Source organism: Bradyrhizobium sp. CCBAU 11357 (assembly GCF_028128865.1).
Taxonomy (GTDB): domain Bacteria; phylum Pseudomonadota; class Alphaproteobacteria; order Rhizobiales; family Xanthobacteraceae; genus Bradyrhizobium.
Genome location: NZ_LBJW01000107.1, coordinates 268,474 through 280,791, shown reverse-complemented (window position 1 = coordinate 280,791; position 12,318 = coordinate 268,474). Strand labels below are relative to the sequence as shown.

Genomic DNA, 12,318 nt, shown 5'->3' with positions numbered 1-12,318 from the left:
CTGGCTGCGCGGCAGCGGGATTGGGCAGCTCGGGCTTCGGATCGTATTTCGGCGGCTGTGCTTGCGCTTGCTGCCGCGGCTCGCGCGCCATCGGCGCCGGCTCCATCGCCGCCGCCATCGGCATCGGCATCGGCTGCGGGGCGGGGGGAGGCGGCGCGATGCGCACCGCGCGCAGATCGCCCTCGATCATCGAGAGGCGATCGACGACGTGGCCGAGCGCGCTGTGGACGGCCTCGAGCGAGTCCTGGGTGTGCCGGTTGGTCTCGGCCTGACTGAAGCGGATGTCGGAGAGCTCGCGCTTGACGAGATCGACCATGCCGGAATCGGGCGGCGGCGCGGAGTTGCGGCTCTCGGCCAGCGCGGCATAGGTCGCCTGCTGCCGTTCCAGGTGCCTGAGGATGTCGTGCAGCCCGTCCTCGACGCGGCTCAAATTGCCGTTGCGCGGATCGGCCGCGGCCTCGATCCGCTCCAGCAGATACGAGACCCGCTGCTCGAGATGGGCGAAGGTCGAGGCGGAATCGTTGCCGACCTGCATGCGGTCGAAACGGTCCGACAGCGCGCGGATCGCAGCTTCGAGATGCTCGGTGCTCTCGGACGGCTGCGGCCGCTCGCGCGTTTCCAGCGCCGCCGTGAGCGCCGCAATGCGCTGCTCCAGCACCGCAAAGCTGTCGCCGTTGCCGGAGGCGCGGGTGATCTGGTCGACCTTGGACGACAGCAGCTGCACGTCTTCGGACAGACGCGCGAGCGCCTCGTTGGAGGCGACGTTGGAGACGATGGCGCGCAGCGCCGAGATCGCGCCCTCGAGCTGCTGCACGGTCGAGGGATCGTCATTGGCGCGCAGGATCAGGTCGAGCTTGGCGCCGAGATTGCGGATCGCCTCGTCGTAGCCGGTGAGCTGCTCGGCCGGCGTCAGCGTGCGCAGCACCTGCTTGATGTCGGACAGTGCGCGCTCGATGCCGGCGAGAACCTGCCCGTCGGTGCCGTTGGAGCGGGTCTCGTCGATCCGGCGATGCAGCGAGCGGATCTCGTTCTCGATCGATTCGATCGCGCGCCGCGGCATCGCCTCGGTGATGGCGGCGCGGATTTCGGCCAGCTCGCTGCGGAAGGCATTGATGGCCTGCTCGGTATTGTCCGGCCGCTGCAGCGATTCGATCTGGCTCGTGATCTTGAGCAGATGGCGCTCGAGCGAGGAAAAATCCGGCTGCGGTGGCGGCGGCGCGTAGGCAGGGGCGGGTGGCGCCATCGGCGGCGCATAAGCAGCCGTTGGCGCGAGCGACGGCGCGGCACGCGGCGGCATCTGCCTCGGCGCAAAACCGTCGAGCTCGCTCTGGCGCGCTGTGATCTCGGCGACCGCGACGTCGAACGAAGCCGGACTCAGGGGTGGTGAGCTGCGATAGACCTGCGCGGCTGCGCGCTCGACGGCATCGGCCTGGCGCTGGCGCGCCTCGGCCGGGGTGGGGCGCGGGGCCTGAGGCTGTGGCGGTTGCCGCTGCGGGCGGGAGATCTGCGACAGGCGCGCGTCGAGCCGCGAGATTGCGTCGTTGAGCTGGCGCGCGACGCCCTGCTCGCGCGAAACGTCTGGTCTTGAGGAGTCTTGTCTTGAGGAGTCTTGGCGCGGGGCGGGCTTCGAGATCCGCTCGATCTGCTGGGTGATCGCGTCGAGCCGCTGGTGGATGTCGGCGACTTCGCGGCTCTCCTGACTCGGTCCTTGGCTCGGCACGTGCTGCGGACGCTGATCGTAAGGTCCGCGAAAATTGGGCGGGGCAGTTTCGCCGAGCGTGGAGTTCAGCCATTCGTTGAGCGACATGCCGGCACGACGCGCAGCAGCCTCGGCCCGCTCCCGGACGGATGGATCGATGCCGTCAACACTCCACGATACGCGCGAATTCATGACTCTGTCCGGTTCCGACTTCGGCACCCCACCCGGCGCCTCCAGCTTCCCCACGCGTGCCGGTTGTAAAGACAATCGAATTTGGCGCGGGTCGTCTGCCTCGAAAACCGACTTTTTCCTGTTACGGTAAATAACGGGTTAAGGAACGCGGCGCGGCTGTCTTAAAGTTGGGCGGCGGGAACTGGGCTGCCGGGAGTGACGTCGCTGCACCTTTAGGCGGCGTGCTCTCGCCACACGCTCCGCAGTCGTCGCCCGCGGAGGCGGGCGATCCAGTACGCCGCGGCGGCTCGATTCCAGCCGCGCCGTCACGGAGTACTGGATGCCCCGCCTTCGCGGGGCATGACACCGGTGGATGTGGCGGCAGCACGCCGTACCTTTGGCCCGCGCCCTCAGCCCTTCTCGCGCTTGCCGTCCTTCCAGCGGCACCACCGTGGCCTTGCCGCTCATCGGAGAGCGCGCCTAGTCTAGCGGCCCGGGGGATGCAGGCGCGTGTCCAGCGCAAACGGGTCCTGCGATCGCAGCTTGTAGGCGCCGGCGGCATTTGCGGCGAAGATCAGGTTCCAGCTTGCCGTCGAGACCACACTCGGGATCACGACAAAGCTGTGTCTTGCAAGCAGCTCATCCCCGAATGCCTGCTGGCCGGCACTGGGTATGCCTGGTCTCAGCCAATTGGGATTTGGAACAGTGTCGGGCTCGACCACGAAGACGCCGGCCGGATCGATGGTCGCGGACGTCATCACATGGGACACCATGTCCAACGCGCGAAATCCCTTATGGACGGCGACTTCCAAGATCGCCGTCGCGGGATCGATCGAACAATACACCGCGCGAACGCCTTTGCTGTTCCAGCGACCACCGACGAGAAACGCGCCCTCTCCGCTGTCCCAGGTCGCTGCATATTTGGATTGATCCAGACGCCAGGCCACCAGCTCGGAGCCTCCGAGCGCGGCCGGAAGCGGCGTCACGCGTAAACGCCGTATTCGAGCCGCGCCAGAAGCTCTTCGACGAGCTCGACGCCGGCGGGCGTCGCCAGCAGGTCGATCGGCTTGCGCTGATCGAGGCCGATCGCCGGGCGCTCAAGCCATTGCTCGGCCTCATCCTTCGATCCGAAAACCGCCGTTGCCTTGGCCAATATCTCGGCGAGCTTCCAGGCGCGGCCGCTCTGCTCGGGGCTGAGCTGCCTGATGTTTTCCGCAGTGTGGCGCTGATAGGTGCGGTGGCTCATTCCGATCGCCCTGGCGAAGGAATCGTCCCAGCGCAGAAACACGAGGTTGTCGACGAAATGCAGCAGCGCCTTGGACGGAAGTCCGTTCAAGAGGATTTCGTGAGCCTCCAGCGGGCTCCGCGGCATCTTCCGGAAGGTGGCGGTCCCTCCGAGAAGTCGGGCAACTGCTGCCAGCCGGGCCACGTCAGGAGATTGAGCGACTTGGTTCATGGGTGGTCTCGCCACTTGTCGTATTCAATATGACAAGTGTCGCAACAGCTTTCAAGTAGGCGGGACTGGACGCCTGCCCCGCGTCTCAGCCCTTCTCCCGCTTGCCATCCTCGATCGGCACCACGGTGGCCTTGCCGCTCATCGCCGACAGCGCCTCCAGTGCCTCCTCGCAGAAATCGGCCACCATCTGCTCATGGCGGGCGCCGAGCTGGAGCAGCAGCAGATTGCCGAGGTCGAGCCGGCCTTCCGCCGTGCCGTCGGGAAAGCGCTTCTTCAGGATGCGCTCATAATTGGCGTGGCGGTCGCGATGGTGCTCCAGGCGGGCCATCAGGTCGGTGCGCATGGGCTCGATGTCGATGCTGTCGAGCGCATGCAGCCGCACCAGGAGGTCGTCCTTGATCGAGGGCGGCGTGCTTGGCCGCGCGGCCCAGTGCCGCAGTGCTGTTCGGCCCTCGGGAGTCAGCGTATAAATCAGCTTGTTGGGCTTGCCTGACTGCACCACCTCGCGGCCCTGGATGTAGCCGCGGTCGCGCAGCTTGGAGAGCTCGCGGTAGATCTGCTGATGGTCGGCCTTCCAGAAGAAGCCGATCGAGGAATCGAACGTCTTGGCGAGCTCGTAGCCCGTCATCGGGCGTTCCGTCAGGCATGCGAGGATTGCGTCGCCCAGTGCCATGACTGGCCTTCCTTCTGAGGTTTGACCAAGCTGCTTGACTTTATGCGCATCGGCGCATATGCGTCAATGTGCATATGAGGCAGCGTGCAGGCGGGCCAAAGGCCCGACTGAATAATCAAGCGAATTCAATCACATCTCTACTGTGCATGGGGTTGTTTTCGAGACTTTTGCCCTTAGCCTAGGGAGGCACCTGAGAATGACCGGCCTCGATTCCTGGTACGCCTACATGAAGTCCCACGACCGCGCCGCGCTCTGGGACCTCCTGCATCCCGACGCCGTGTTCGAAAGCCCCGTCGTGCACACGCCGCAAGCCGGCCGCGACATCACCTTCAAATACCTCTCCAGCGCCGAGAAGGTGCTCGGCGGTCCCGGCTTCACCTATGTCGGTGAATGGAAGAGCGACCGCGGCGCCGTGCTCGAATTCAAGAATGTCATCGACGGCATCGAGATCAACGGCGTCGACATCATCAGCTTCGATACCGAGGGACGCATCACCCATTTCAAGGTGATGGTGCGTCCGCTCAAGGCGATCAACATGCTGCACCGCCTGATGGCGGAGCAGCTTGCCGCCGCCCAATCATAAGCTCAACATCACCCCTAAAAGCCCTACGCCGGGAGACCCCCATGCCGATCTATAAAGCCCCCGTCGAAGACGTGAACTTCCTGCTCAACGACGTCTTCCAGATCGACCGCTACGACAACCTCGCCGGCTTCTCCGATGCGTCGAGCGACGTGCGCGAGGCCATTCTCGGCGAAGCCGCCAAGCTCGCCGAGGAGGTGCTGCAGCCGCTCAACCGCGTCGGCGATCTCGAAGGCTGCAAGCGCAGTGAAAACGGCAGCGTCACCACCCCGAAGGGTTTCAAGGAAGCGTTCAAGCAGGTCGTCGAGGGCGGCTGGCTCGGCCTGTCGGCGCCGACCGAATATGGCGGCCAGGGCCTGCCGGTGACGCTCTCGCAAGCCGTCAACGAATTCCAGATCTCCGCCAACATGGCGTTCTCGATGTATGGCGGCCTCACCATGGGCGCGACCGCGGCGCTTCTGGTGCACGGCTCGCCGGAGCAGAAGAAGACCTACGTGCCGAAGATGGTGGCCGGCGAATGGACCGGCACCATGAACCTCACCGAGCCGCATTGCGGCACCGACCTCGGCATGCTCCGCACCAAGGCGGTGCGGCAGGCCGACGGCAGCTTCAAGATCACGGGCACCAAGATCTTCATCTCGGCCGGTGAGCACGATCTCGCCGACAACATCATCCATCTCGTGCTCGCCCGCATCGAGGGCGCGCCGGCCGGCATCAAGGGCGTGTCGCTGTTCGTGGTGCCGAAGTTCCTGGTCAACGCCGACGGTTCGGTGGGGCAGCGCAACGGCGTGGTCTGCGGCTCGATCGAGCACAAGATGGGCATCCACGGCAATTCGACCTGCGTGATGAACTACGACAACGCCACCGGCTGGCTGATAGGTGAAGAGAACAAGGGCATGCAGGGCATGTTCGTGATGATGAACGAGGCCCGGCTCGGCGTCGCCGTGCAGGGCCTCGCGCAGTCCGAGGTCGCCTACCAGAACGCGGTCGCCTATGCCCGCGAGCGCATCCAGGGTCGCGCGCTCACCGGCGCCAAGGCGCCTGGCAAGCCGGCCGATCCGATCATCGTGCATCCGGACGTGCGCCGCACGCTGCTCTCGATCCGCGCCTTCAACGAGGCCGCGCGCGCCTTCGTGATGTGGACCGCGCTGAAGAGCGACGTCGCCCACCGCTCCGAGGACCCGAAGGACCGCCAGGCCGCCGACGATCACATGGGCCTGATGACGCCGGTGCTGAAGGGCTTCCTCACCGATTACGGCTTCGCCAACGCGGTGCAGGCGCAGCAGATGTATGGCGGCCACGGCTACATCGCCGAACAGGGCATGGAGCAGTTCGTGCGCGATGCGCGCATCGCCATGATCTATGAAGGCGCCAACGGCATCCAGGCGCTCGACCTGGTCGGCCGCAAGCTGCCCCGTGACGGCGGCCGCGCCATCATGGCCTTCTTCGGTGAGGTCATGACCTTCGCCAAGGAGAATGGCGGCGAAGAGGCGCTCAAGCCCTTCATCACGCCGCTCTCGACCTCGCTCGGCCATCTCCAGCAGGCCACCACCTGGCTGATGCAGAACGCGATGGCAAAGCCTGACAATGCCGGCGCTGCAGCAACCGATTACCTGCATCTCTTCGGCTTCGTCACGCTCGGCTACATGTGGGCGCGGATGGCCAAGGTGACGCTAGGGAAGATTGCCGAGAGCGGGGCGACGCCCTATCTCTCGACCAAGCTCGTCACCGGCCGTTTCTTCATGGAGCGGATGCTGCCGGAGACCGCCGCCAATCTGGCGCGCATCCAGGCCGGCTGCGCCACCATCATGGAATTGCCGGCGGAAGCGTTCTGAGCCTGCTTCCGCTGCCTGCTCCCAATCGTATCGAACATCACATCAGGAGGGCGTCATGCCTGAGGCATTCATCTACGACCACGTTCGCACCCCGCGCGGCCGCGGCAAGGCGGACGGCGCGCTGCACGAAGTCACCGCGCTCGCGCTCGCGACCGTGCCGTTGAAGGCGCTGAAGGACCGCAACAACCTTCCCGAGGACTCCGTCGATGACGTCGTGCTCGGCGTGGTCGATCCGGTCGGCGAAGCCGGCTCCGACATCGCACGCTTCGCTGCGCTGAAGGCCGGTCTCGGCGAGGCCGTGCCCGGCGTGCAGATCAGCCGCTTCTGCGCCTCCGGCCTCGATGCCGTGAACTTCGCCGCGGCGCAGATCATGAGCGGCCAGCATGAGCTGGTGATCGGCGGCGGCGCCGAATCGATGAGCCGCGTCGGCATCGGCGCCTCCGGCGGCGCCTGGCCGATGGATCCCTCGATGGCGGTGCCGGCTTACTTCATGCCGCAGGGCGTGTCGGCCGACCTGATCGCCACCAAATACGGCTTCTCGCGCGACGACGTCGACGCCTACGCCGTGCAGAGCCAGCAGCGCGCCGGCAAAGCCTGGGACGAAGGCCGCTTCAACAAGTCCGTGGTGCCGGTGAAGGACATCAACGGCCTCACCATCCTCGCCAAGGACGAGCATATGCGTCCCTCGACCACCATGCAGTCGCTGGCTCAGCTGCAGCCCTCGTTCACGATGATGGCGCAGATGGGCGGCTTCGACGGCGTCGCGATCCAGTCGCACCCGGAGATCGAGCGCGTCAATTACGTGCACCATGCCGGCAATTCCTCGGGCATCGTCGACGGCGCCGGCGCCGTGCTGCTCGGCAGCAAGGAAGCGGGTGCGAAGTACGGCCTGAAGCCGCGCGCAAAAATCCGTGCCTTCGCCAACATCGGCTCGGAGCCGGCGATGATGCTGACCGGTCCGGTCGACGTCACCGAAAAGCTGTTCGCGCGTTCCGGCATGAAGAAGTCGGACATCGACCTGTTCGAGCTCAACGAGGCCTTCGCCTCGGTCGTGCTGCGCTACATCCAGGCCTTCGACATCGACAATGCCAAGATCAACGTCAATGGCGGCGCGATCGCGCTCGGCCATCCCTTGGGGGCGACCGGCGCGATGATCCTCGGCACCGTGCTCGACGAGCTCGAGCGCACCAACAAGTCGACCGCCCTCGTCACGCTGTGCATCGGCGGCGGCATGGGCACCGCGACCATCATCGAGCGGGTGTAATGGGCTGCCGTAGGGTGGGCAAAGCGAAGCGTGCCCACCACTGCTGTCTTTCGCAAATGATGGTGGGCACGGCGCAAGAGCGCCTTTGCCCACCCTACGAGATCTTAAGTCAACCGCCGCGCCTGAGATCGGCTGCGGCACCGAGGAGCAACCAACATGTCGTACAAGAACTTCAAGGTTGAGACCGACGCAGACGGCATCGCGCTCGTCACCTGGGACATCCCGGGCCGTTCGATGAACGTGCTCGACGAGACCTCCACGAACGAACTCGACGCTATCGTCAAGGCGACCACGGCGGATGCTGCGGTGAAGGGCGTCGTCATCACCTCGGCCAAGGAAGCGTTCTGTGCCGGCGCGGATCTGTCCATGCTCGAAGGCATGAATCAGGCCTATGCGAAGGTTCTCAAGGAGCAGGGCGAGACCGCGGCGAACCAGATGCTGTTCGACCAGAGCCGGCGCTTCTCGCAGGTGCTGCGCGGAATCGAAACCTCAGGCAAGCCGTGGGCGGCGGCGATCAACGGCCTCGCGCTCGGCGGCGGCTTCGAGATCACGCTGTGCTGCCACTACCGCGTCGCGGCCGAGAATCCCAAGACCCGCCTCGGCCTGCCCGAGGTCAAGGTCGGCCTCTTCCCCGGCGCCGGCGGCACGCAGCGGGTGCCGCGCCTGGTGCCGCCGCAGGACGCGATGACGATCCTGCTCAAAGGCGATCCGGTCACGGTCGAGAAGGCCAAGGCGCTGAACCTGATCCACGCCATCGTTCCGGCCGCTGATCTCATCAAGGCGGCGAAGGACTGGATCAAGGGCGGCGGCAAGGCGATCGCGCCCTGGGACGAGAAGGGCTTCAAGCTCCCGGGCGGTCCGGTGTTCTCCAAGGCCGGCATGATGATGTTCCCGGCCGGCAACGCGATCTATCGCCGCGAAACCTACGACAATTACCCGGCCGCGCGGGCGATCATGAGCTGCGTCTATGAAGGCCTGCAGCTGCCGATCGACGCGGCGCTGCGCGTGGAGTCGCGCTACTTCACCTCGGTGCTGCGCTCGAAGGAAGCGGCCGCGATGATCCGCAGCCTGTTCCTGTCGATGCAGGAGCTCAACAAGGGCGCGCGCCGTCCGAAGGATGTTCCCGCAACCAAGGTGAAGAAGATCGCCGTGATCGGCGCCGGCTTCATGGGCGCCAGCGTCGGCTACGTCTCGGCGCGCGCCGGCCTCGACGTCGTCCTGATCGACCGCGACCAGGAGAGCGCCGACAAGGGCAAGGCGCATGCGCAGAAGGTGATCGAGGAGCAGATCAAGAAGGGCCGCGCCAAGCCTGCGGACGCCGAAGCGCTGCTCGCGCGCATCACGCCGACCGCGGACTATGCCGCGCTGAAGGACGTCGACCTCGTCATCGAGGCCGTGTTCGAGGACCGCAAGGTCAAGGCGGAGACCTTCGCCAAGGCGCAGCAATATCTGAAGCCCGACGTGGTCTTCGCCTCCAACACCTCCACATTGCCGATCACCTCGCTGGCCGAGAGCTTTAGGGATCAGGGCAAGTTCATCGGCATCCACTTCTTCTCGCCGGTCGAGAAGATGATGCTGGTCGAAATCATCCTCGGCAAGAACACCGGCGACGTCGCGCTGGCCACCGCGCTCGACTATGTCCGCCAGATCGGCAAGACGCCGATCGTGGTCAACGACTCCCGCGGCTTCTTCGCCAATCGCTGCGTCGGCCGTTACGTCGCCGAAGGCAACGAGATGTTCCTGGAGGGCGTGCCGCCCGCGATGATCGAGAACTGCGCCAAGATGGCCGGCATGCCGGTCGGCCCGCTCTCGCTGTCGGACGAAGTCGCACTCGACCTCGGCCTGAAGATCATGAAGGCGACCGAAGCCGACCTCGGCCCCAATGCCATCAATCCCGATCAGAAGAAGCTGATGGTGGAGATGGTCGAGAAGCAGGGCCGTCTCGGCCGCAAGAACAGCAAGGGCTTCTACGATTACCCCGAGAAGGGCAAGGGCCAGAAGAGCCTTTGGCCGGGTCTCTCCGCGCTGCAGCCGAAGCAGCTCGACCCCGATACGCTTGACATCGAGGAGCTGAAGCAGCGCTTCCTGGTGGTGCAGGCGGTCGAGGCCGCGCGCACCGTCGAGGATCACGTCATCACCGATCCGCGCGAAGCCGACGTCGGCTCGATCCTCGGCTTCGGCTTCGCGCCGTTCACCGGCGGCACGCTGTCCTACATCGACTTCATGGGCACGAAGAAGTTCGTCGAGCTCTGCCACAAGCTGGAGGCGAAATACGGCTCGCGCTTCACCCCGCCGAAGCTCCTGGAAGAGATGGCGGCGAAAGGTGAGACCTTCTACGGCCGTTTCGCGCCGAAGAAGGCGGCGGCCTGACGGAAGCGTCGGGGCCACGCAGAAACAAATGGCCGGATCATCGATCCGGCCATTTCATTTGCGCTCGCCGAACGGCGAGAAGGCGCGGCCCGATACTGCATCGTCGGCGAGGCTGGCCTTCCAGCTGCCTTCGTCGCCGCGGCCGATGCGCACCTCGAAGCGCCAGCCATTCTGGTTGGTGAAGGCGATGTCCGCGCCGCTCTTCGTCTTGGCGTAGCGACAGGGATATTCGGTCGGCCGGTCCGGAAAGACGATCTTGCCTTCCTTGCTCTCGAACACGGCCGAGGTGATCTGCGGATGGATCATGAAGATGCAATTGCGCTCCGGCGCCACCGGCGTCGAGAGCCCGAGCATCGCAAGCGGCGCGCCGGCGGCGGTCATGAGGACGATCATGTTCATGGAGGCAATTGTCTCCTGGGGATGTTCCTTCGACGTTGCCGTTGATCAAGTGGTTCACGATGAAGGGGCTGGATCATCGACTTGGCCGCTCTGCCTTGTGCCTTGTCACACGGCTTGATGCGCTTCCGTCCCATACCAGCACTCAATCTCCACCCCGGCCACGCTCGCTCCACCCTGGCACCGCTCTTGCTGATGAACGACCGGATGGCCCATCGGCATTGAAGGTGTCCCGCAATGATCTCCACGGTGTCTCAAGACAGCGCAGCCGGCGTTGCGGTAAGATACGCCCCCTTGTTGCTGCTTGGTCGGCCGTGGCTGCGCCGCCCGCTCCTCCGGTGGCGCAGAAAAATTCCTTCGTGGGTCGGCCTGGTCCTACTCGTCCTCGTCTTTGATGTGGCGTTGGCCGTGCTTGCCTGGTTCGCCGTCGATCTCGTCCTGCACTGAAAGCTCACCTCTGTGCACGTAGAACGTCGCCGCCAAATAGGCGACCTGGCCGGCAATCAGGCAACCGACGACGATTGGAACGCCTGTCCAGAATCCAAAGCCCGAGGTCTGAAGAACCGTCGCGGCAAGGATCGCAGTCGCCGGCGAGACCAGCAATAGGGTCCAGACCCGAAAGAATAGCCCTGTCGCCAAGCCGGTGATTGCGCTCGCGAGCAGGAGGAGGAGTACAGTCGCCACGATAGTTTTTCCGGTCCGACGGTCAGCGTCCTGTCCCGCGCTGAAGCTGAGCCAAGAGCATTGCTCTCACAAGGATGGTGACGTCCTCGGGAGCGCACAACGCGGAGTTATTGTTAACCCGGACAATGCTCGTAAAATCGGCGTCAGCGCATCGCGCATCTTCGGATTTAGCAAATGACGCAAGCAAAGAGCCGAATCATCGATCCGGCTCTTCGTCGTCCCACCGGTCGTGCTTCGCGAACGGCGGACCAGACCTGATGGGCGATCATCTGGACAATCACTTGGCCTTCCGTCACGATCTCATTGCTGTCGAGGCCCAGCGGAGGAACCTGGCCCCAAGGGGCTCAGCTTCAGATAATCCTCACCATTTCGGGGCTTCTTGGCGCCGATACCGACCTCGACCAGGCCATAGGGCGGGCCGGCCTCCAGGAGCACGATGTGGGGAGACGGCGGGCACACACCGGGCAAACCGTCCGGTTTCGAGGAATTTCCTTCCCCTGACGCTTGGTTCGGCCGAAAGAACGACTACATGCACCTGCTTGAAATAGTCAAGATTGATGCAGGTGCATCGAATGGAGTAAGAGACGGGCGACGAGCTTGAGCGGGACCATGAAACGCAAACCATCGACCGAGGCAACCGCCGCCTGGATCCGCCTGATGCGGGTGCAGAGCCGCGTGCTCGATTGCGTCGAGCAGGACTTGAAGAAGGCCGGCTTCCCCCCGCTGGCCTGGTATGATGCGCTGCTCGAACTGTCGCGGGCGCCCTCGGGCGAGCTGCGGCCGGTCGAGCTCGAGCGGCAGATGCTCATCCCGCAATATTCGACCTCGCGGCTGATCGACCGCCTGGTCGACGAGGGCCTCGCCTCGCGGCGCGAATGCAAGATCGACAAGCGCGGCCAGTTCGTCGAGATCACCGAAGCCGGCCGCGAGCTGCAGAAGCGGATGTGGGGCGCCTATTCGGCCGCGATCGAGAAATATGTCGGTTCGAAGCTGTCGGATGCCGACGCCGTCAAACTCAGCAATCTGCTCGACCGCCTGGGCTGCTCCTGCGGCGAGATGAAACTGCCGCCCGCCGCCGCCAACGAAAGCATGCCGTCGCGATGATCGCGCGGCAAATCCGCTCGCCCGTGCACCCCCCGGTGGGTTCGCGGGCCGTCCCTGTCACCCGCGCGCGTTCGGTCGAAGCGCTT

10 protein-coding genes and 2 pseudogenes are annotated in these 12,318 nt (G+C 65.0%); 5 read left to right on the top strand and 7 right to left on the bottom strand.

Annotation, left to right across the window (positions count from 1 at the left end):
• The 4 genes and pseudogenes from XI05_RS26685 to XI05_RS26670 form a co-directional block, all read right to left on the bottom strand.
• A pseudogene (locus XI05_RS26685) lies at positions 1 to 1,891 on the bottom strand (hypothetical protein); the annotation flags it as partial.
• A gap of 464 nt (positions 1,892 to 2,355) precedes the next feature.
• Positions 2,356 to 2,856: an RES family NAD+ phosphorylase gene (locus XI05_RS26680; protein ID WP_271507287.1), complete on the bottom strand. Its 501-nt coding sequence runs from the start codon at positions 2,854 to 2,856 to the stop codon at positions 2,356 to 2,358.
• Entirely contained in the window at positions 2,853 to 3,326 is a 474-nt protein-coding gene (parS, locus tag XI05_RS26675; RefSeq protein WP_212256129.1) for a type II RES/Xre toxin-antitoxin system antitoxin, read from the bottom strand. The genes XI05_RS26680 and parS overlap by 4 nt, the downstream gene beginning before the upstream one ends.
• Before the next feature lie 85 nt (positions 3,327 to 3,411).
• Positions 3,412 to 3,999 carry a PadR family transcriptional regulator gene (locus tag XI05_RS26670; protein ID WP_036020538.1) on the bottom strand — a complete coding sequence of 196 codons (588 nt, stop codon included), beginning with the start codon at positions 3,997 to 3,999 and terminating at the stop codon, positions 3,412 to 3,414.
• 196 nt (positions 4,000 to 4,195) lie between these two features.
• Here XI05_RS26670 and XI05_RS26665 point away from each other — a divergent pair, with 196 nt between their 5' ends.
• The 4 genes from XI05_RS26665 to XI05_RS26650 all read left to right on the top strand — a co-directional run bounded on the left by XI05_RS26665 (position 4,196) and on the right by XI05_RS26650 (position 10,048).
• Positions 4,196 to 4,582, top strand: coding sequence for a nuclear transport factor 2 family protein (locus XI05_RS26665; RefSeq protein WP_271507285.1), 387 nt, complete (start codon positions 4,196 to 4,198; stop codon positions 4,580 to 4,582).
• Between the two features lie 41 nt (positions 4,583 to 4,623).
• Positions 4,624 to 6,414 (top strand): acyl-CoA dehydrogenase C-terminal domain-containing protein, encoded by a 1,791-nt coding sequence (locus tag XI05_RS26660; RefSeq protein ID WP_271507283.1) that lies wholly within the window; start codon positions 4,624 to 4,626, stop codon positions 6,412 to 6,414.
• 55 nt (positions 6,415 to 6,469) lie between these two features.
• A complete protein-coding gene (locus tag XI05_RS26655) occupies positions 6,470 to 7,678 on the top strand; it encodes an acetyl-CoA C-acetyltransferase (RefSeq protein WP_172786079.1) in 1,209 nt (402 codons plus the stop codon).
• A 156-nt stretch (positions 7,679 to 7,834) separates the two neighbouring features.
• Positions 7,835 to 10,048, top strand: coding sequence for an FAD-dependent oxidoreductase (locus XI05_RS26650; RefSeq protein WP_271507281.1), 2,214 nt, complete (start codon positions 7,835 to 7,837; stop codon positions 10,046 to 10,048).
• A gap of 54 nt (positions 10,049 to 10,102) precedes the next feature.
• On the opposite strand, the gene XI05_RS26645 is transcribed toward XI05_RS26650, so the two are convergent.
• From XI05_RS26645 to XI05_RS39565, 3 genes and pseudogenes are all read right to left on the bottom strand, one after another.
• Entirely contained in the window at positions 10,103 to 10,447 is a 345-nt protein-coding gene (locus XI05_RS26645; RefSeq protein WP_271507279.1) for a hypothetical protein, read from the bottom strand.
• Positions 10,448 to 10,819: 372 nt separating this feature from the next.
• Positions 10,820 to 11,128, bottom strand: coding sequence for a hypothetical protein (locus tag XI05_RS26640; protein ID WP_257187553.1), 309 nt, complete (start codon positions 11,126 to 11,128; stop codon positions 10,820 to 10,822).
• Between the two features lie 254 nt (positions 11,129 to 11,382).
• Positions 11,383 to 11,596 (bottom strand): annotated as a pseudogene (locus XI05_RS39565) (glutathione S-transferase N-terminal domain-containing protein); the annotation flags it as partial.
• A gap of 141 nt (positions 11,597 to 11,737) precedes the next feature.
• On the opposite strand from XI05_RS39565, the gene XI05_RS26635 reads away from it, so the two are divergent.
• A complete protein-coding gene (locus XI05_RS26635) occupies positions 11,738 to 12,232 on the top strand; it encodes a MarR family winged helix-turn-helix transcriptional regulator (RefSeq protein WP_172786076.1) in 495 nt (164 codons plus the stop codon).
• Positions 12,233 to 12,318 lie beyond the last annotated feature (86 nt).